This is a genomic window from Pseudoalteromonas sp. 120-MNA-CIBAN-0494, assembly GCF_040308885.1.
In the GTDB taxonomy this organism is placed as follows: Bacteria; Pseudomonadota; Gammaproteobacteria; order Enterobacterales; family Alteromonadaceae; genus Pseudoalteromonas; species Pseudoalteromonas nigrifaciens.
In genome coordinates this window covers 19199-40137 of the sequence record NZ_JBEOOE010000019.1, presented here as the reverse complement: position 1 = coordinate 40137, position 20939 = coordinate 19199, and the positions used below count along the sequence as shown (strand labels likewise).

The window sequence follows — 20939 nt, the reverse complement described above, 5'->3', positions numbered from 1 at the left end:
TCATTAGAATGAGTCAATATGAAAAACAAATTTATCAGAATTGAAATTACACTTTCAGATACTGGACAGCCAATTGTTGAAATAAAATCAGAAAATTTAAATGTAATAGAATCTCAAATATTTACTTATATTAGTAACGAACAAGTAGAGTGTGCCTTACCTCATCATGATTTTACTGACACGGCTAATTTCTCAAAAAAAAATAAAGGTGTTTTAGTTCATCGTGATAAACAAAAAGTGAAAATAAGTAATGATCCTTTTTGTACCATTCCTTTGTATTATTTTAAGACTTCTGAAAAAATCATAATCACCAGTGAGCCTTATGACTTTAATACTTTAGGTGACGCCGACATAGATCAAGCAGGTTTATGGGAAAGTATTTTATTTGGCTCTTGTCTTTGGAATCGCACCTTGTTTAAAGGGCTCTTCCAGCTCCCAAGCGCCAGTGAATTGATAGTGACAGACGAAGGCTTATCTTTAGAACGTTATTGGGACTTTAATGTCGAAGAAGATAGTAGCTTAAAAAATGAGAAAAACCTTATTGAAGCGCTTGATTCAAAATTAACCGATATATTTACTAATCTCCCTGAAAAACCTTATTTAATGGGGATTAGCGGGGGGCTAGATAGCCGATTATCAGCAGCGTATCTACATAAAGCTAATAAAGCGCACTTAGTTAAAACTTTTACCTACTGCTCTACAAAGCAAAGTTTAGATTATCAGTTAGCAAAAAAAGTTTGTCATCATTATGGACTTAAAGAACCGAGTCTACATATATTAAATGAGGCATCTTATCGTAGTCAGTTAAATTTTTTATCTAAGTACACTTGTGGACAGATAGGTATTCAACATTCACATATTTGCTCAGTGCTTGAAAGCAATTTTAAACCAAGAACTGATACTCAAATATCTAATTACTTCTCAGATGCCCTTTTTGGCTTTGATTGCTCAGGTAATAAGCACATATCAATGGGTAGTGATTCCTTAACCCGTACCTTAAACTCGACTGATGGACTTTCCATGGACATTAGGTGTGAAATTGAAGCCGATATAAGTAATATATTTTCAGGCTTTAATCCTGATGCTAATTATAGTTCACTAAATGAGTATAAGTATGTAACAGAGCGGAATCAAAAATTCCATATGAATCTTGCGTTTCAGCAATCCCGATTTATGGATACCTGCTTACCCTATGCAAATAGCGGTTTGCTTGAGTTTATGATGTCTGTTCCACTGCCCCTTCGAAAGCATAAAAAGGTGCTCGACCTTCTTTTTGAAAGCGGTGCTGTTAAAGGCTTTGAGATAGCTGATATATCATCTCGACACTTTATTGCTGGCAATGAGTTTTCGAATCAAGGCATACAGTCGCTTATTAAAAAGTTTGATTTTAAACTGCAGAATACACTTTCTGCTTTAATCGCAAAGGTAACACAAGGTAAAATGATTTACCCGAATAAGTATCATACAGAATCGCATGTAAATATGTTGCATAAATTCTCAGGTGAACTAAAGGTGGCTTGTGACTCATTATATCAAGCGGGAATATTTAACGAAGAGCAGCAAAAAACTTTAAGTACTATACCTGTTAAATCTGGTGGTGTTTCTGAGCGATTCCAAGTTTTAAGTTTAATCAGCTTATTACAATGAATATAATTGCTACCGATGAAGATAAGGTAAAAGCCTTATCTAAATATGTCCTGTTTATCTTTCCTTTTTTTATTTGGGCTATTGAAGGTGTTATATTTTATTTTTCCCCTGAAAGTAAATTCATTTGGCAGTTTACTTTATTAATAAACCTTATTTATTTATTTAAATTTTCTCGGTGTATACCTGTATTTATATTGTTTGCCTTTTTCTTAATGTATTCATTTGAACCTTATAATTTTTTTGTTAATGAACTATATATATCATATTGGATGGATTTTCAGTCTGCTTACTACTTAAATAAAGTTTCAGTTATAAGTGGTTTGTTTTTCATTATGCTAGGTTCTTTTTTATTTAACATAAGTGAAAAGAACATGGTAAATATCACTTATGTTAGGCAGCCTGATAAATTATTGTTCCTATTCACTGTCGTTTTGTTTTTTATATGTACTCACTTTGGTATGTCAGGTGATACTGTCTTAACTGCAGGGTATGGTGCTAGTGAAAGAGATAAATCCCCTCTGTTTGAATATGCAATGATATTTTTGATACTGGCATTATTTTTTTCAAATGACTCTAAAGTACATAAAGTTATTGCTACGCTTATGGTCATCTTCTTTTCCCTAAAGACAGTACTTTATGGTGGTAGGATTGAGGTTATACAAATCGTATTAGCGTTTATGTATTTTAAAACAAATTTTTTTAGGTCATGGAGTTTAAAAAAGCTATACGTGTCAATTATTTTAGCGTTTATGCTTTTATTGATTGTTGGCCGTATAAGAACAAACCCACTATTAATTTTTGGGTTGATTGAAAACCCAATGGTACTTTTTGATTTTTCACCAATATCTAAAACTGGGACAGTGTCAAGTAACTATGGAGATGTACAACAATCCTCCGCCCGAATGTTAGGGTTGGTTGATACTGGGTTTTGGGGACTTGAATTTAGGATTAAAAGTTCTATATCGTATCTTTTTAACTTATTTCTTTATGGGAATGAGTTAAAGCATGCATCAAATATTGCATTAATCGATCAAGATAAATTTGGCACTGGAGGTGGAGGGTTAATCGGTTCACAATTCTATGTCTGGTTATCTTGGTTAGGTCCTATTCTGTCAGGAATTTTTATTGGCGGTATTATTAGAAAAGGTCTGAAACCTAATTCCAAAAAAGTATTTTTTATATATGCTTTTACACTTTTGATTACTTTTCCTCGATGGTATGCATATGGGCCTTTAGCATTGGTGAAATTTGCCTTGATTACTGCTATTTTATATTGTTTATTGTTTGGGTTTTCTCTTTTTGTAAGAAAAAAATGACAAAATTGTAACTTTTATTTACTCGAATTTTAATTTGAGTTGTTAATTATGAGTATTTTTATGAAAAAAATATTATTTTATGGAGAGACAGCCAAATATGCGACACATGGTGTGTCTATTTCTAATGCTCTCTTTTTACGTGATCTTGCCGAGTATTTCGATATTAAAGTCATTGAAGAATACTCAGTGCTATCGAAACATGGCAAATTAGGTTTTTTTAAAATTTATAATTATATTAAAGCCTTGTACACTGTTTTTTGTGTTGTTAGAGCTTCGCGGTTTGATTTTTTTTATTGTGTTTTAAGCTTAAGTCTACAAGGTGGCGTTAAGTCATTACTTATGTTGCTGTGCGTAAAGGCTTTTTCTCGAAAAACAAAAATTATTATTCATGTTCATCGAGGTGATCTTTCAAGTAAAGTAGAAGAAAGTAGAATTTTGGCTTTTTTGTTTAAATTATCTATAAAACTCTCGTATAAAATAATTCTGATTAGTGATGCACAAACGAAAATGTACAATAAACAACATTTTCTAGAGGCTAGTTCTTACGTCTATGTCGCAAATACGATTGATAACAGAAAATTTGAACGAGAAAGTTTTGTACAAAAAATAACGAAAGATAGAAGTTATTATTTATACCTATCAAATTATATTAAAGAAAAAGGGATATATGATCTATTATCTGTATGGGACAGTCTGCCCAACTCCCTTCACTTAAAGTGCTTTGGTGGTGAAACGCCTAATGTGTCGATACAAAAGTTACAAGATGACTTTCCTTTGCGTAATGTTAATTATTCTCAGTCTATTTTCGACATCAGAAAATTCGAAGTGATTAGTCTATCTAAAGCACTTATATTACCTTCTTGGAATGAAGGCGCTCCTCTTGTAATACTTGAAGCAATGTCATTAGGTATCCCTATTATTGCATCTGATGTTGGCTTTATTCGGGAAATGTTGGGAGAAGATTACCCCTTTTTATTTGAAGCTAGAAATATAACTATGTTAAAGATGACTATTTTAAAATTTGAAACATTAAGTGAGCAGGAGATTCAAAATATAGGGTCTTTACTGAGAGCGCGCTTTAATCAGGAATATACCAGAGAGCGGCGAGTCAGTGACTACCTTGAGGTTTTTAGTTAATATCTTATGCATACAGGGTTAGATAACTTTATAACGTCAAGTATTTATGAACTCACTTTAAATGATGAAAATGTTTTTTATTTTAATGTGATTTTAGGTAGCCGTGTAGTTAATAAATTGCTTTGTATTGTTGATAAGGTTTGTAATCGTAATTTATTTGGAAATAACTAATACATGAAAGTTTCAATAATAACAGTTTGTTATAATTCAGAAAAAACAATAGAAGATACATTAAAGTCAATTCAATCACAAACATATTCAGATATCGAGTATATTGTTGTTGATGGGCTATCTCAAGATAACACCAATAGCATCATAAAAAAATACAGTGATATTGTGACTGTACATGTGAGCGGTAAAGATAATGGACTTTATGATGCCATGAATAAAGGCATCACTTTAGCGACGGGGGATATCATCGGCATTTTAAACTCTGACGATATCCTTGCTAGCAGTAATACGATTAAAAATATCGTTGGCTCTATTGGTGATAGCGATGGTGTTTACGGCGATGTCGGCTTCTATTCAGACGATTACTTTTTAAATAAAAAAAGGCATTACTCATCTAAATGCTTTACTAAGGAAAAATTTTCACGAGGTATGATGCCTGCACACCCTTCTTTTTATGTAAAAAAAGAGTGCTACGAGAAAGCGGGCTTATATCGTACAGATTTTAAGATCGCTTCTGATTTTGATATGCTATTGCGGATATTCTCTTTACAAAACTCGACATTTAGATATTTAGAGCAAGAGATTGTTAAAATGCGGTTAGGCGGAGTAAGCACTTCCGGCTTTATGTCAAATTATATATTGAATAAGGAGATATTAGAATCCTGTAAAAATAATAATATTAAGGCGAACTGGTTTTCAGTAATATCTAAATATCCTAGTAAAGTAATGGGATATATTTTCAAATGATACTATTGACAGGAAGTACAGGGTTTTTAGGTAGGGCAATACTTGCTGCTTTAGTAAGTGAGAATTTACGATGCTTGGGAAGAAACAAGCCATCTATAATATCAGAGTCATCTTTTTATCGAAGTGATATTAATGCCGATAGTGACTTCACTGCTGCTGTAATAAATACTGACAATGTTATTCATTGCGCCGCACGTGTTCATGTTATGGAGGATAGCTCTACTAACTCTTTGAAAGCATTTAGAGAAGTAAATACTTATGGTACACTCAATTTAGCTCAACAAGCTGCGGATGCTGGTGTAAAACGTTTTATATTTATTAGCTCAATTAAGGTTAATGGGGAGTCAACAGAAGTGGGGCAGCCTTTTAAGCCTGACGATAGCTTTATTCCTACTGATCCTTATGGGCTTAGTAAATATGAGGCTGAAATAGGTCTTCGGAATATAGCCAAAGAAACGGGAATGGAAGTTGTCATTATTAGACCTCCTTTAGTTTATGGCCCCGGTGTAAAAGCTAACTTCGAATCTATGATGAAATGGATTTATAAAGGTATTCCTTTACCGCTTGGTGGAATTAAACAAAACAAGCGTAGTTTAGTATCCATTGATAATTTAGTTAACCTAATCGTTACCTGTATTAGTCATCCCAAAGCTGCCAATCAAACCTTTTTAGTATCAGATGATGATGATGTTTCTACTACTGGTTTGTTACAAAATATGGCGGTTGCATTAAATAGACCTAGTCGATTATTACCTGTTCCTGCGTCATGGTTTAACTTGATAGCTAATTTAATTAATAAGCCTGGAATATCGCAGCGTTTATGTGGTTCTTTACAAGTGGATATATCTAAAACAAAAGAGCTATTAGAATGGACTCCTCCTTACAGCACCCCTGAATCTATGAAAAAAACGGCTAATACTTTTGTTAATAACTTAAATAAAAAGAAATAATCATGAATCACTTCCTAATCCGTACTTTCGACTTTTTACTGGCTTTTTTTGGCCTACTTGTTACTTTCCCCATTCTATTAATTGTTACTATTATTGGATTATTTGATACTGGTTCTCCTATTTTTATCCAACAACGTGTTGGTAAAAATAAAAAAACATTCAATCTTATTAAATTCCGTACTATGTCGGTTGATACAAAATCAGTAGCTAGCCACCTTGCAAGTACAGCTTCTATCACTAAGTTAGGCTCTTTTTTACGTAAAACTAAAATAGATGAACTTCCACAACTAATTAATGTGCTAAAAGGTGAGATGAGCTTCGTTGGCCCTCGTCCTAATTTATTTAATCAAGATCAATTAATTTCTGAGCGTGATAGTCGTGGTGTTTATGATGTATTACCAGGCATTACCGGTTTAGCTCAAGTGAATACTATAGATATGTCTACTCCTGAATTACTTGCTAAAACAGATCGTGAAATGATTGATACAATGACGATAGGTAATTACTTTAAATATATATTGATGACCGTAACTGGAAGTGGAAGTGGTGATAGGGTTAAATAATATAAGTTCTAGGTTCTAGGTTCTAGGTTCTAGGTTCTAGGTTCTAGGTTCTAGGTTTAAAAAGTTAATACAAGGTACTTCTCATGGATGGCTTTATCCGTTCTATTATTAATGCTTCGCGCGCTAAAAAGCGTGCTATTACGTTGTGTATAGATTCACTTTTTATTGCTGCTGCTTTTTGGTTAGCTTTAATAGTAAGGCTCGATAGCTTTGAGTCTTTAAAAAACGCCGATAACTGGTTATTGTTGGCAATGCTAATACCTATAAGTTTGTATGCATTTATTAATTTAGGCTTATACCGAGCTGTGCTTAGGTACATGAACTCGCAAGCATTGTGGGCAATTATTTTAGGCACACTTATAACCACTATAAGCTTGGTGCTTTTAGCTTTTTTTACTAATGTGAACATACCGCGAACAATGCCGTTTATTTTTGCTTGGTTATGCTTATTAACGGTAGGTGGGTCGCGCATTTTAGTCCGAGCACTTATTGGTAAAATGACGACTAGTAATAAAGAATCGGTAATTATTTATGGTGCGGGTTCTGCTGGCAGGCAACTTGCTACAGCTTTAAATGCAGGCCCTGAGTATTTTGTAAGTGCATTTATTGACGACGACATAACAAAACATGGCTCTATAATTCAAGGTATACCAGTTAGAGCTTTTAAAGATATTCACTCATTAGTCAACAAAGGTAAAGCATCTAAAGTATTACTAGCTATGCCAAGTACAACTCGGTCAAGGCGCAAAGAAGTACTTGCTCAACTTGAGCCATTAACAATTAAGGTACTGTCAATCCCTGGTATGGCCGATATGGTTGAAGGTAAAGCTAAACTTTCGGAGTTTAGAGATGTAGGTATTGAAGATTTACTCGGGCGTGACCCAGTAACACCTAAACCAGAGCTAATGACTGCAAATATAGCTAATAAAGTGGTTATGGTTACCGGTGCTGGTGGTTCTATAGGTTCTGAGCTTTGTAGGCAAATAGTTAAAATAAAGCCAACTAAATTAGTGCTTTTTGAACGTAGTGAAATTGCTCTTTACTCAATAGAAAAAGAGCTAGCCGAATACATTGCTTGCCAAGAACTCGCAATTGAGTTAATTCCTATTATGGGTTCTGTTCAGCGGGTTAACCGCCTAGAAACCGTAATGATTATTTTTGGTGTGCAAACAGTTTACCATGCAGCCGCTTACAAGCATGTGCCATTAGTTGAGAACAATGTAGTTGAAGGCGTACGTAATAATGTATTTGGTACTTATTACGCAGCAAAAGCAGCTGTTAATGCAAAAGTAGATACCTTTGTATTAATCTCTACCGACAAAGCAGTGCGCCCTACTAATGTAATGGGGGCTACAAAGCGCATGGCTGAGCTAGTACTACAAGGCTTAGCACAAGAAAAAGGCAGTAAACATAAAACGCGTTTTTGTATGGTACGCTTTGGTAATGTACTTGGCTCAAGTGGATCAGTAGTTCCACTATTTCGTCGCCAAATTAAAGAAGGTGGCCCAATAACTCTTACTCACCCTGATATAACCCGTTATTTTATGACCATACCCGAAGCGGCACAGCTAGTAATACAAGCAGGCGCTATGGGCAAAGGCGGTGACGTATTTGTACTAGACATGGGCGATTCAGTAAAAATAAAAGACCTTGCTACAAAAATGGTTAGGCTATCAGGCCTCGAAATTAAAACTGAACATATTCCTCATGGCGATATCGAAATAAAATGCACCGGATTACGCCCTGGCGAAAAGCTTTATGAAGAGCTTTTAATAGGCGATAACGTAGAGCAAACTTTGCACGAGCGCATAATGACTGCAAACGAAGTAATGCTACCGCTTAAAGAGCTTAATGTATTTATTGATGCACTTGATATTGCATGTCATAACTTTGAGCATGAAAAAATTCGACAGCTATTACTAGATGCACCAACCGGTTTTAACCCTACAGATGGTATTTGTGATTTAGTATGGAATGCTAGACTAGAAAATGAATCTAAAGATAATACTGAAAGCGTAAGCAATGTGGTTAACTTAAGTAAACAATAAAGAATAATTGTTAGATGTTAGCTATCAAGTATAAATAGAGATCCGATAGTGATTAAAGTTGAAAACTCAATGATAATGAAACCAGTGGTTTTAGGGAATAGAATGAAAATTGCAGTAGTTGGCACAGGATATGTGGGCCTCTCTAACGCTATGTTATTAGCACAACATAATGAAGTTGTTGCGCTCGATATTGATGAACAAAAGATAGCGCTTTTAAATAATAAAAAATCCCCCATAGTGGATATCGAAATTAGTGAGTTTTTAACGCGTAGTGATTTAAATTTTACCGCCACTACTGATAAAAATGCAGCATATAAAAATGCAGATTTTGTAATTATTGCAACACCCACTGATTATGATGTAGAAAATAATTACTTTAATACTAGCTCAGTTGAGGCAGTCATTAAAGATGCTATATCACATAACCCAAGCGCTGTTTTAGTAATTAAATCGACAGTTCCGGTTGGCTTTACTCAGAATATTAAAACAGAGTTAGGTGTAGATAATTTAATATTTTCACCAGAGTTTTTACGTGAAGGTAAAGCTTTACACGATAACTTGCATCCATCACGTATTGTAGTAGGCGAGCAAAGTGAGCGTGCAGAAGTATTTGCTAACTTACTCATGCAGGGCGCTATAAAAGAAGACATTGAAATACTGTTTACAGATTCAACAGAAGCTGAAGCGATTAAGCTATTCTCTAACACATACTTAGCAATGCGAGTGGCTTACTTTAATGAACTCGACAGCTACGCTGAAGCGCATGGTTTGAACAGCAAGCAAATTATACAAGGTGTAAGTTTAGACCCGCGTATAGGTAACCATTATAATAATCCATCGTTTGGCTATGGTGGATACTGTTTACCTAAAGATACTAAGCAATTACGCGCAAATTATGCAAGTGTACCAAACAACATTATTGGTGCAATTGTTGATGCTAATACTACACGAAAAGATTTTATTGCCGATTCAATTATTAAGCGTGAACCGAAAGTCGTAGGTGTTTACCGCTTAGTAATGAAAACAGGCTCTGATAACTTTAGAGCATCCGCCATTCAAGGCATAATGAAGCGTATAAAAGCCAAGGGTATTGAGGTTGTCGTTTACGAACCTGTGCTTGAAGAAAATGAATTTTATCATTCGCGTGTTATAAAAGACTTAAATGAGTTTAAGCAAATATCGGATGTAGTGGTTTCTAACCGTATGGTTGAAGAGCTTAGCGACATTGCAGATAAAGTATATACACGCGATTTATTTGGAAGTGATTAATAGCTATTTAGCTATAGTAATTTGGATATACAGTTTTAGGTATCAGTCACAGCTTATTACGTAATTAAACGACTCTTTGCTAGTAACTAGTTTTTATTGTTTGACGTTCGATACCTCTTTACCCTTTTACATATAAAGGAATATTATGAAATATTTAGTAACAGGCGCAGCTGGCTTTATTGGTAGTGCGGTTGTAGAGAAACTAACTGCTGCAGGACATCAAGTTGTCGGTATTGATAACTTAAATGATTACTATGACGTTAACCTTAAGCTTGCACGTCTTGAACGTATTAAGCATGAGCAGTTTGAGTGTAAAAAGGTTGATTTAGCAGACCGCCCTGCAATGACAAGTTTATTTGAGCAAGAGCAGTTTGACCGCGTCATTCATCTTGCGGCACAAGCAGGTGTTCGTTATTCAATTGAAAACCCACATGCTTACGCTGATTCTAATTTAGTTGGCCATCTTAATATTCTTGAAGGCTGTCGCCAAACAAAAGTGAAGCACTTGATTTATGCTTCATCAAGTTCTGTTTACGGCCTAAATGCTAAAGTACCATTTGAGACATCTGATTCAGTTGATCATCCTGTTTCTTTGTACGCAGCGACTAAAAAAGCCAATGAGTTGATGTCGCACAGCTACTCGCATTTATACGATATTCCAACAACTGGCCTGCGCTTCTTTACCGTGTATGGTTCTTGGGGCCGCCCAGATATGGCACCGTTTATCTTTACTAAAAAGATATTAGATGGTGACACTATTGATATTAACAATAATGGCGATATGTGGCGTGATTTTACACACGTAGATGACATTATTGAAGGCGTCGTGCGTATTGCTGATGTTTTACCTGGACGTGATGAGCAATGGACTGTAGAGCAAGGTACACCTGCTTCAAGTTCTGCACCTTACGCTGTATATAACATTGGTCATGGTTCACCCATTAGCTTGATGGATTTTGTGAAAGCAATTGAAGATGAGCTGGGTATAGAAGCCAAGAAAAACTTTCGTGAAATGCAGCCCGGCGATGTATACCAAACCTATGCTGATACCCAAGACTTATTTGCCGCAACGGGTTACAAACCACAAGTAGGCATTAAAGAGGGCGTTGCTGAGTTTATTACTTGGTATAAAGCGTTTTACAACAAGTAAGCAAAACCACCGACAGCCAAGCCTATTGGCTGTTATTTTTAGGGTTTTTTAACTTACTGATTTAAAAGTGTCTTATTACTGAGACGTAATTGAGACACTTTTATTGCAACCGGTTTCTCCCCAATAAGTCCCATGGCTTTATTGAACAGCAAAGCGTATTTTTTACTTAGTTGCTGATAACGAACATTAAACAATCCAAGGATGAGTTCGTTTAAACTCAGCTTGACAACAAATTTTACAAAAGGGATTATCTGTCTCCTTTGAATCCAGTGCTAGCTAGGTTCGTGTGAAATTAAGCGATATAACGCGTCACTCAAAAATAATGGAGTATAATTTGACTGACAAACAAGTGGCTGTAATTATAGCGACTAAGAATAGGCCTTCCCTTTTAAAAGAGCGTGCACTCGCTTCTGTTTTCAACCAATCCAGATCACCTAACTACCTAATTGTTGTCGACGATTCTCACGAAAATATTCAACAGCAAAATGAATCAATAGTTTCTTCTTTTTCTCATCATGATTGCCATATTAAGTACCTAAAAAATAATCGTACACCCGGTGCCAGCGGTGCGTGGAATACCGCTATTGATCACCTGTGTAGTGAATATAAAAAAAGCAGTGAATTATTATTTCTTGCATTTTTGGACGATGATGATGAATGGCACAGCCGTTACTTAGAACGTTGTTTACACGCTTCGAGTATAAATATGTCTAATATGGTGGCAGCGGGTTTCAATCGTGTAGAAGACGATGAATATTTTAAATGCCTACCACCGAAGATACTTAAAAGAGATTTGTTTCTAATAGGTAATCCAGGTATTCAAGGTTCAAACCTGTTTTTAACGTTTGAACTTATGTTAATGGCGGGTGGTTTTGATGAAAACTTACTTAGTTGTACAGATCGCGACTTGTGTATACGTTTATCTGAGCTAAGTAAAGTAAATTATTACGCTTTAGATGAGGTGTTATTAAATCACTATGCAAGCAGTACAATACAGCGCCTGAGTACACCTAACTCGATAACTAAAAATAAAGGGTTAAATACTTTTTGGCAGAAATACTATTGGATAATGAATAGCGCACAGCGGGAAGCTTTTCTTAGTCGTGCAAAGACATTATTTAATTGGATACCGACTTCAGCTACATACCAGCCATCAGTGCCAGCAATTCAAATAGGATTAACACTGGGTGTTGAGCTCGGCGCTATTTCATTCGAGCGGTTATACGATGCAATTGAAAAAATCCAGCAAGCAGCCGAAAAACACCTTGTTGGGTTTAATGTTGTTTTGACGGCATCATATGAGCCAGATAATAATGACTTAGGCACGTTTATAGCGTTTTGTGTGGAGCAAGGAATAACCTGTTATAACCTATGTAATAAAAACGTTTGTTTAAACACAGCCGTTGCTACTATCTCTCAAGAAAATGTTGGTCATCAAGCGTGGATTTTAGAGGCCGCAGAAGCTAACTTTGCAACCACTAAAGCATTCTTAGAAGAGGTGCCTGACATTCTTGAGAGAGTCGGTGCTTACCGATTGGGCGAAAATGAGTTGAGTCGTGGGTTAGTGTCACAGCAAGTAGCCCTTATCGAACAATTAAAGTTATCCCGTATTAATGCGGCCAAAGCTCAGATTAAGGTGTTATATGGTGTTAACAATCTTCACCTACTAGGCATGGGCTCTGAGGCTATTGTATTAACAGATGAAAAACGCGTATTTAAGTGTATAGATTATTGGAAAACGCGTGTACCACATAAGCAAATTAAATTTTTATTAGAAAATGCAACACAATGGACCGGTTTATCAGGTTTATATGCGCTTTATGAGGTTGTTGCTAAGGGTAAAAACGTTGTACTTACGTATCCTTATGAAGTTAGCACAGCTTATAAAGGGGGCTATACAGAGCAAGTAATTAACTTACTGCATAGTTGCAGCAAAGCGGGGATTGTTTGTAATAATATTCACCCTAAAAATTTGATTAAAACACAAAATGAAGTAAAGCTAATCGATTATGGTTCAGATATTCGTCCATGGAGTGAGCTAGGCTTTGAGCATATGGCACGAAGAGCGTACCTCACTATTCATTACGCAAATCACCCAGATCTAAAATTACTATTACGCCAAACATTAAGCTGTCTAGATATACCACAAATGGTTGGCTATAAAGAGTTTAGACAACGCTTGATAGGTATTGATTGTGATCTAAAGCAAGCTCAGACTATAAAGTTGCCTATTCCAACACCAGAAAAACCAGCTTCATTTATACTGACTATTGGTGTTATTACAGGTGATCCCGATAAGCTACTCCCTTTGCTCAACAGTATTACTGCTCTTGAAAGACAAGAGTATATACAGGCGGTCAATACCATTGTGTTATGTAATGGCTGCTCAGAGAGCTCATTAAAATTAGCGATAAACATGAGTAAGCGCCCAGTAGGGGCTATACGCATAATTAGTGAACAACAGCAAAGTAAAGATGCAGAAGCCGGTTTATTTGGTAGTGATCTAACTTATCGGCCAAGTGGGCAGGTTAGTATTGCTTTTGCACGTAGTATGTTGCAAAAGTATGTAGGCTTAGCATGCGCAAAGAGCGCAGAAAGTTACGCGTGGATCCTTGATGATGATATGCGCTTAGATAACCGAGCACTACAGTATTTGCCATGGCTGCCTAAATTAAAGCAAAATGGCACTGATATTATTATTGGTCAATATGAAGGTGCGTCTCCAAATCCCCCGTTAAATGGGCTAAGAGGACAGCTTCTCGACTTAGTTCACAACATACGTTGGCTAGATACATTCCCGCAAGACAGTGAACTACCAAATAAAAGTACTGAAAATGATAAGCTTCGAAATAGGTACCCAGATTATTACTACGATTTATCGCGTAAGCACACGGCTCATATTGAAGCACCTTTTTGGCTTGAGCCAGCCTATGAAGGAGAAACGGTTGCAGAGGCCAAAAGGCGGTTAATTGCGTTTGCGCCCTCAATACTTTCAGGGTATCCGCTTACTCGTGGCATTATACCCCTATGCTCAGAATCCCCACTCGACTTACTAAAAGATACGGTTAATCGTGGTGGCAATACGTTTATTTTAAACCCTAAAGCATTAACACACACACCTAACGTAGCCCTTACCATAAATGGCCGAGCTGTTCGCCGCTCTGACATGATGTGGGCAATAGTTAATAAGTTTCATCATGGGCTATGTATCAAAGGTGTGCCGTTTCCTGTTTTGCATACAGGGCGTGTGCAAAATGAGAAAATGTTTGATATAGAAAAAGTTCAAGATGAAATTCTCGGTTCAACCTTGTACGCAGGGCTGCAAGATTTCTTATCTACAAAACCGGGACATAATCTTGAATTTACTGCTGTTGAAATTGATAACATTTGGCGGTCTACATGCGCTGCAAGACGGTCACGTCTTTCGCGATTAAAGCTTAGTTTTTATCGAATAAATGGTTTAGCCCAATCACTGTTAAAATATCCAGATTATTTGGAGTTAGCAGAGTACCTTTGTAAAACATTTACAGAGCAAACCTTTAAAAATATTGAGGCTCAGGTGGAGCAAATGACCCATCAACATATCCATAACTTATTAAGTCAATTAATTAAGCAATGTAACCACTTTGCGCAAGAACACCAAGAATTAGAAGAGATAACAGAATAACATGCCTTATACGAATTACTGCGAATTACCGACCCCTTATGGCACCTTTAGAATGTATGACACGGGAAATGAGTTATTTAGAGTTGTCACTTTTGGCGACATTAATGCGCTAGGAAGCAAGCCACTATTAAGATTACATTCTTCGTGTTTAGCATCAGAGGTTTTTGAGGCTCAAGACTGTGATTGTGCCGATCAGCTGCGAGAGGCCATGAAAGCGATGGCACACGAAGGGAGTGGGCTCATTTTTCATTTACATCAAGAAGGGCGAGGACAGGGGTTATCTAAGAAGATTCAAGCAGTGTATAAAATGCAAAACGAAGCGTTAGATACTGCAGAGTCATTCCAAGCAATGGGGCTAGCTCAAGATATCCGTGACTATACGCATGCTCTTGAAGTCTTAAATAAAATGCAAGTAAAACAGGTGCGATTGATTTCAAACAATCCTCGAAAACGCTGTGCAATTGAATCTGCGGGAATTAAAGTTGAGGTAATTAATACTCATCCACAAGTACGCCCAGAGAATAGCGATTACTTGCAAAGTAAAAATGAAAAGCTGGGGCACAGTTTACCGCTGGAAATGGAGTATGCTGAAGATAAACCTATTTACTTTTATCACTCTGATCAAGCGTGGGGGGCGTTTTCTAACTTTTCAAAGCATGCAATATATTTGAATAATAAAATTTGGCCAACGACAGAACATTTTTATCAAGCACAAAAATTTAGCGATGTGATTCTACAAGAACGAATTCGCACAGCGGCTACGCCAATATTAGCAAAGCAATTAGCGAATAAGCTAAGCTCCCAATATTTAAGAGCGCACTGGCATGATGTTAAAGATACGGTAATGCAGCAAGCGCTCACAGCAAAGTTTACTCAGCATCCTAATTTAGCTCGGTTATTACTCTCTACTAAAAATAGGCACATAGCAGAGCACACGTTAAATGATAGCTATTGGGGAGATGCGCTCGATGGTACAGGGTTAAATAAGCTTGGAGATCTGCTGATGAAGTTACGCAGTAACCTTAAGAAACGCGAAGAGATGCCTGCATGTGCGGTATAGCGCTCCTTTGTGGTGAGAATGCCAAAGAGCACATGCCTTTAATGCTCAACAAGCTAAGTCATCGTGGACCTGATGATATGAATATTTGGGCAAACAGCCGTTTAGCGATAGGTTTTGTTCGTTTAGCTATTAATGATGAAAGTATTGAAGGGCGTGTTCCGCATCAAGTTGAAGATTGGGTAAGTGCCTTTAATGGTGAAATATATAATGCCGAGCAGCTTATTAGGCAATACAACTTATTACTTAACAGTAAGAATGACACACACGTTATTGCGCCGTTATTTTCAATTTTAGGGAACCAGATACTCACTGAGCTAGATGGTTTTTATGCAGGAATTCTTTATCAGCCTAAAACAAACTCACTTTACCTTTTACGTGACTACATTGGAAAAAAACCACTCTTTTATGGACGCTCTGAAGGTAATGTATTTGTTGTTAGTGAACTTAAAGCCTTAAAAGAAATAGATTGGTTTGAGCAAGTTCCGTTTGGTATAAGTAAATTAGATTTACTTACAGGAAAGCTAACACAGATTACAAGTCACCCTCAAATAACTGATAATAAAAGCTCTTTAGAGGCTGCGATAGAACGAGCTGTATTAAAACGTTTACCCGCACAGCCAATCGGGGTGTTTCTTAGTGGGGGATTAGACAGTTCAATTGTCGCAGCATTAGCTCATATGCATCATCAAGATGTGAGCTACTTTGTACTGGGTAACGCAGGCAGCCCTGATGTAAAAATGGCTAAGAAAGTGATTGAGCATTTAGGCTTGCAACAAGTTAAGTATGTTTCTTTACCGGCGAAAAGTGAGTTACCTTCGTTAATTGCCAAAGTAATTAAGGCTACAGAGAGTTTTAACCCATCAATAATCAGTAATGGCTTAGCGACCTATTTATTAGCAGGCGCAGCACATGAAGAAAACTTAAAGGTTGTTTTAACGGGCGAGGGCGCTGATGAACTTTTTTCAGGGTATCACGCATTTCTACCAGAAGTTGAATGGCTCCCCATGCGTGAACGTCTAATTAACGATATGCACTTTACAGAATTACGCAGGCTTGATACATGCAGTATGGCGCATAGTATTGAAGCGCGCTGCCCCTTTTTAGATCGAGCTGTAAAGTCTATTGCAGATTCAATTGAGTATAATAATATTTATTCAAATGGACAAAATAAGGCTGTTTTGCGAGATGTATTTAAGCATAAGCTACCTATAGAAATATCTGAACGCAAGAAAACATCATTTGATGTTGGTAGTGGGATACGCAAATTAGTTGTACAGTTTTTAACGCGTAATGGGCGTAAAGAAATTGATGAGTTAAAAGTGATGTGGGAGCAAATTTTTCCATTTGACGCTGATAATGATTATTTTTACAGATACCCCGCGTTTGATGATGCTATTGCTAAACGCACAGAGGTGCATCGATGAGCATATACTTAGCTGAAAAAATTTTACTCGAAAAGTTTCAGCATGAGCCATTTCATAACTTTTATTTATTAAATAATATGCAGCCAACGACAACTAAGTTTGGTGGCACTTGCTCAGATAAAGCATTGAGTTACCTAAAGTCAGTAAAAGCTGCAGGACTTAAAGCATATTTACACACAGCTCGCATAGGTGGTGAAGAGATCCACCGACTAGTAAGGCTTGAGATAAATAATCAGCGTTACTTTGCGGATGTTGGAAATGGATGGCCATCTATTCAGCTTTACCCAGCTTTCAGACCTGTTTTATATGAATGCTATGGTATGCGCTTTAGAACAACGATAGAAAATAACGTTTTAAAGATTTTTCACTTCAAGCGAGGTGTTGAAAAGCTACAAATGGAAATAGATATCAAAGAAAAGTCTGAAAAAACAATTCAGAAAAGCATTGCTAGACGTTTCTCAAGTGACATCGTTTATCCATTTAGCGACCAGCTTCGGTTTTCTATGGTTGTTGACCAGCAGTTTTTATTTATTCGCAACACGACCTTAGAAATATACAGTAATAACTATTATGAAGAAGTTCCTCATATTAATATTGCCGATTTAAAAAAAATAATAATGACACATTTTAAATATGATGCCGTTAGTCTAGAGTTAGAGTCTTTGTATAATAATATGCAGGGTAATTAATGTTTTTAATATTCACTGGTTTGTTCAAGAAGAGTGGAGTGCCCAAGATAGTTAACCATTCATGCTAAAAAGAGCAATAAAGTCACCAGCCATAGCGATGGGAGTTTATAAGTTACTTCTAAATGATATTGTGAAGTACAAGTCTGTATAATCAAATGATTATTGCTTTATAATAGAGCCAAGAGGCAGTAGCAAGAAGGTGATTTTTGGCGAGTTTAATTTAAGCTCGATTTTATTAATATCAATGCTTAAATTGTTATGCTATTCATCTTGGCGCAATTTTCTATCTGTTAAATTGCACAAATAAACACTATTAAAGGATTAGCATGAAAGCTGTTATCCCTGTTGCCGGTTTAGGCACGCGTATGTTACCTATGACCAAAGCCATTCCTAAAGAAATGCTACCGTTGGTGGATAAACCGCTTATTCAATACATAGTTAACGAATGTGTTGCTGCGGGCATAAAAGAAATTGTACTCGTAACGCATAGCTCTAAAAATGCCATTGAAAATCATTTTGATACCAGTTTTGAACTTGAAGCTACATTAGAAAAACGTGTAAAACGTACTTTGCTGGATGAGGTGCGCTCTATTTGCCCAGCAGATGTTACTATTATGCACGTTCGCCAAGGTGAAGCTAAAGGCTTAGGGCATGCTATTTTATGTGCTAAGCCCATTGTGGGCGACGATGATTTTATTGTTTTATTGCCTGATGTAATACTAGATGCATATACGGCAGACCAAAAGACAGAGAATCTTGCAGCGATGTTAAAGCGCTTTAGCGAGACACGTGCAAGCCAAATTATGCTTGAGCCTGTAGCACAGGAAGATGTGAGCAAATATGGTATTGCTGATATTAACGGTGTAGAACTAACCCCAGGTGAAAGTGCTGCTATAAATGCCATGGTTGAAAAGCCAGCTGTTGATGTTGCCCCTTCAAACCTAGCTGTTGTTGGCCGTTATGTACTAAGTAAAAATATTTGGCCGCTACTAGCTAAAACTCACGTTGGCGCGGGTGGCGAAATACAACTGACTGATGCGATTGATGCGTTAATAGCACAAGAAACAGTAGAAGCGTTTCATATGAGCGGCCGCTCACATGACTGTGGTGATAAACTCGGTTACTTAAAAGCTATTGTAGAATACAGCATGCGCCATGAAAGTTTAGGTGGTGAGTTTACTGAACATTTAAAATCGCTTGTAAATTAGGGTTGGCTGTAAAAAAATAATTGCAGCCACTTTTTGTAGTTCAGAAAACAGCCGTTTAACTACTAAAAACTATAACGCATAAATCATATCAGCCCGTTATTTAACGGGCTGATATGATATTCACTTACCTAAATTAAACCTCGCCAAATAGCCATTTAACATTAATCGTCGTTGCCACGAGGAACAGTGTAACTTCCACACTCACCATTATCTAAATCAATAAAGGTAATAGGCTGCTCACTCTCCATAGTATTAATGTAATTTTTAATAAACGGAATAACAAACAGCTGTCTAAGCCTATCGTCACACATGAACTCTGTTGAATTTGTGCTCGTCACGTTATAGTCGTCCGACATATCATTGCGTATTAATAGCGGATTGTTCTCAGGCTTTTTAAGCCAATATTCTAATTGGCCTAATGCGCTATCCCCCCAATTACCGCTAAACGGGATAGGGGTTGAAATAAGCTCAATGTTAATCTCATTAGCAACAAGATTATGTGAGCGACAGTAGTTTAATTGCCGGTTCATGACCGACTGCACACATTCATCGACTGTATATGTTTGCTTATCGGCCCAATCAAAACGACTTATGCCAAATTTATAAATAACCTCCCTAGTACCTTCGGTTTGAATAATACCGCTCCATACATAAAAAATAATATGGGTATACGAAAAAGAGCCATAAGTCGGCACGCTTTTTATTTTCTTATCAGTTGTTGGCAGTAGTAATGTAGGCTGGTCGACCCCCGGATAGTTTGAAAAATTCCTCACGTAGTCAGTTTCACCATTTGTGTATGTAATGTGAGCATGAATGCGCTGCTTACCTGTGCCTTCTTTTTCACCACGCTCTACCTGTACCGACCATATAGGGTATAGTTTAAACTTATTTGAAATTCGGTATAAGTCGTTAATAATTTTTGCATCACTGCTTATCATGTCACACACCTTTCCACCGTCTTGTCTTTTTCGAAGTGAAGACAATGTTGTGCGTGCTATAAAGTAATCGGCAATGACAATATCAATGATGTACTTATCTTTTTGTTTAAAATAGTTTTTAAAGTCAGGACGTTGATACTCAGGAACATAATCAGATGTGTATACTTTAATATCGGTGACATGCGCTGCATCACTAAATCGTTGAAGCTCTTTTTTCACGCTTGCTTTAAATGTTTTAATTTTTTGAGGTGTGTTCATGTCTTCAAGGTCATAAGACACCGCCTGTATATTTTTTGCATATTTGAGTAACTTAGTGGATGTTTCGGCTATGCGCTTTTCAACTTTATTTCTTGCCTCTAAAAATTCAGCGCTTAGGGTATAGCGATAATCGCGTTTTGAGTGAACATAATTCACTTCAACAGTTAACGATAATAAGTTTTGATCCGCGACTCTTCTATTATCAAGTATGTTATCTAATTTATGTTGTAACGTTGTTTGAAGCTGCACTGCATGGTCTGTTTTTTGCGCTATTAAGGCACAAGGGCACAGCGTAATATTGCCCTCTTTAGTAATATACTGAGATAAATAGCTCAACATTCGCCGACGCGGCTTTGATGGCTTTTTGGTATACCCTAAAAATTGTGTAATGTGTTTTTGACACGCCCGCTTATGGCTAGAGGCAGAGTGAGGAATGGAGCACTCGTACTGTTTAAACAAACCAATAATAGGTTGAAACATCATCCTGTTACTAAATTCATCATACCATTGGCTTTTGTTGAGCTGCTTTAATGGCATATCCATTAGCTTAGCAAACGCAGTTTGAGCTACTTCTAAATCTACCTCAAACTCTTTAGTTAATGGGTACGCCAACGTATTACCTGGACATTGTTTGCAAATCATAAGTAACCTCTTTTGGGTTAGTAGTAAATTAAATGCGCATAAGCGCGGTATTAGT

15 protein-coding genes are annotated in these 20939 nt (G+C 36.7%); 14 read left to right on the top strand and 1 reads right to left on the bottom strand.

Annotated elements, in window-relative coordinates; all coding sequences use genetic code 11:
• Positions 1-18 precede the first annotated feature (18 nt).
• The 14 genes from AAEY55_RS12120 (at position 19) to galU (ending at position 19046) form a co-directional block, all read left to right on the top strand.
• On the top strand, positions 19-1647 hold the full coding sequence (locus tag AAEY55_RS12120) for a hypothetical protein (protein ID WP_350551507.1): 1629 nt from the start codon (positions 19-21) through the stop codon (positions 1645-1647).
• Positions 1644-2963, top strand: a complete 1320-nt coding sequence (locus AAEY55_RS12115; RefSeq protein ID WP_350551504.1) for a hypothetical protein — start codon at positions 1644-1646, stop codon at positions 2961-2963. The genes AAEY55_RS12120 and AAEY55_RS12115 overlap by 4 nt, the downstream gene beginning before the upstream one ends.
• 60 nt (positions 2964-3023) lie before the next feature.
• Positions 3024-4100: a glycosyltransferase family 4 protein gene (locus AAEY55_RS12110; RefSeq protein WP_350551501.1), complete on the top strand. Its 1077-nt coding sequence runs from the start codon at positions 3024-3026 to the stop codon at positions 4098-4100.
• A 174-nt stretch (positions 4101-4274) separates the two neighbouring features.
• Entirely contained in the window at positions 4275-5018 is a 744-nt protein-coding gene (locus AAEY55_RS12105; RefSeq protein ID WP_350551498.1) for a glycosyltransferase family 2 protein, read from the top strand.
• Positions 5015-5968 (top strand): SDR family oxidoreductase, encoded by a 954-nt coding sequence (locus tag AAEY55_RS12100; RefSeq protein WP_350551495.1) that lies wholly within the window; start codon positions 5015-5017, stop codon positions 5966-5968. Before AAEY55_RS12105 ends, AAEY55_RS12100 begins: the two co-directional genes overlap by 4 nt.
• 2 nt (positions 5969-5970) lie before the next feature.
• Complete coding sequence (locus tag AAEY55_RS12095) at positions 5971-6531, top strand: sugar transferase (RefSeq protein WP_350551492.1); 561 nt, start codon at positions 5971-5973, stop codon at positions 6529-6531.
• Between the two features lie 83 nt (positions 6532-6614).
• Entirely contained in the window at positions 6615-8579 is a 1965-nt protein-coding gene (locus AAEY55_RS12090) for a nucleoside-diphosphate sugar epimerase/dehydratase (RefSeq protein WP_350551489.1), read from the top strand.
• 102 nt (positions 8580-8681) lie between these two features.
• Positions 8682-9848 (top strand): nucleotide sugar dehydrogenase, encoded by a 1167-nt coding sequence (locus AAEY55_RS12085; RefSeq protein WP_350551486.1) that lies wholly within the window; start codon positions 8682-8684, stop codon positions 9846-9848.
• Between the two features lie 145 nt (positions 9849-9993).
• Positions 9994-10998 (top strand): NAD-dependent epimerase, encoded by a 1005-nt coding sequence (locus tag AAEY55_RS12080; RefSeq protein WP_350551484.1) that lies wholly within the window; start codon positions 9994-9996, stop codon positions 10996-10998.
• A gap of 334 nt (positions 10999-11332) precedes the next feature.
• Positions 11333-14665 (top strand): glycosyltransferase, encoded by a 3333-nt coding sequence (locus AAEY55_RS12075; RefSeq protein ID WP_350551482.1) that lies wholly within the window; start codon positions 11333-11335, stop codon positions 14663-14665.
• A 1-nt stretch (position 14666) separates the two neighbouring features.
• Positions 14667-15725 (top strand): GTP cyclohydrolase II RibA, encoded by a 1059-nt coding sequence (ribA, locus tag AAEY55_RS12070; RefSeq protein ID WP_350551479.1) that lies wholly within the window; start codon positions 14667-14669, stop codon positions 15723-15725.
• A 41-nt stretch (positions 15726-15766) separates the two neighbouring features.
• Positions 15767-17149: an asparagine synthase-related protein gene (locus tag AAEY55_RS12065; RefSeq protein ID WP_350551476.1), complete on the top strand. Its 1383-nt coding sequence runs from the start codon at positions 15767-15769 to the stop codon at positions 17147-17149.
• Positions 17146-17838: a hypothetical protein gene (locus tag AAEY55_RS12060; RefSeq protein WP_350551473.1), complete on the top strand. Its 693-nt coding sequence runs from the start codon at positions 17146-17148 to the stop codon at positions 17836-17838. Before AAEY55_RS12065 ends, AAEY55_RS12060 begins: the two co-directional genes overlap by 4 nt.
• A gap of 326 nt (positions 17839-18164) precedes the next feature.
• The gene (gene galU, locus AAEY55_RS12055; RefSeq protein ID WP_350551470.1) at positions 18165-19046 is read left to right on the top strand and encodes a UTP--glucose-1-phosphate uridylyltransferase GalU; all 882 of its coding nucleotides are present in this window, start codon (positions 18165-18167) and stop codon (positions 19044-19046) included.
• A gap of 161 nt (positions 19047-19207) precedes the next feature.
• On the opposite strand, the gene AAEY55_RS12050 is transcribed toward galU, so the two are convergent.
• Positions 19208-20884 (bottom strand): hypothetical protein, encoded by a 1677-nt coding sequence (locus AAEY55_RS12050; protein ID WP_350551467.1) that lies wholly within the window; start codon positions 20882-20884, stop codon positions 19208-19210.
• Positions 20885-20939 lie beyond the last annotated feature (55 nt).

Bases quoted from the DNA above. Each gene is read 5' to 3' on its own strand.
- AAEY55_RS12120 (WP_350551507.1), top strand. From the start codon at position 19: ATGAAAAACAAATTTATCAGAATTGAAATTACACTTTCAGATACTGGA.
- AAEY55_RS12115 (WP_350551504.1), top strand. From the start codon at position 1,644: ATGAATATAATTGCTACCGATGAAGATAAGGTAAAAGCCTTATCTAAA.
- AAEY55_RS12110 (WP_350551501.1), top strand. From the start codon at position 3,024: ATGAAAAAAATATTATTTTATGGAGAGACAGCCAAATATGCGACACAT.
- AAEY55_RS12105 (WP_350551498.1), top strand. From the start codon at position 4,275: ATGAAAGTTTCAATAATAACAGTTTGTTATAATTCAGAAAAAACAATA.
- AAEY55_RS12100 (WP_350551495.1), top strand. From the start codon at position 5,015: ATGATACTATTGACAGGAAGTACAGGGTTTTTAGGTAGGGCAATACTT.
- AAEY55_RS12095 (WP_350551492.1), top strand. From the start codon at position 5,971: ATGAATCACTTCCTAATCCGTACTTTCGACTTTTTACTGGCTTTTTTT.
- AAEY55_RS12090 (WP_350551489.1), top strand. From the start codon at position 6,615: ATGGATGGCTTTATCCGTTCTATTATTAATGCTTCGCGCGCTAAAAAG.
- AAEY55_RS12085 (WP_350551486.1), top strand. From the start codon at position 8,682: ATGAAAATTGCAGTAGTTGGCACAGGATATGTGGGCCTCTCTAACGCT.
- AAEY55_RS12080 (WP_350551484.1), top strand. From the start codon at position 9,994: ATGAAATATTTAGTAACAGGCGCAGCTGGCTTTATTGGTAGTGCGGTT.
- ribA (WP_350551479.1), top strand. From the start codon at position 14,667: ATGCCTTATACGAATTACTGCGAATTACCGACCCCTTATGGCACCTTT.
- AAEY55_RS12065 (WP_350551476.1), top strand. From the start codon at position 15,767: ATGCTCAACAAGCTAAGTCATCGTGGACCTGATGATATGAATATTTGG.
- AAEY55_RS12060 (WP_350551473.1), top strand. From the start codon at position 17,146: ATGAGCATATACTTAGCTGAAAAAATTTTACTCGAAAAGTTTCAGCAT.
- galU (WP_350551470.1), top strand. From the start codon at position 18,165: ATGAAAGCTGTTATCCCTGTTGCCGGTTTAGGCACGCGTATGTTACCT.
- AAEY55_RS12050 (WP_350551467.1), bottom strand. From the start codon at position 20,884: ATGATTTGCAAACAATGTCCAGGTAATACGTTGGCGTACCCATTAACT.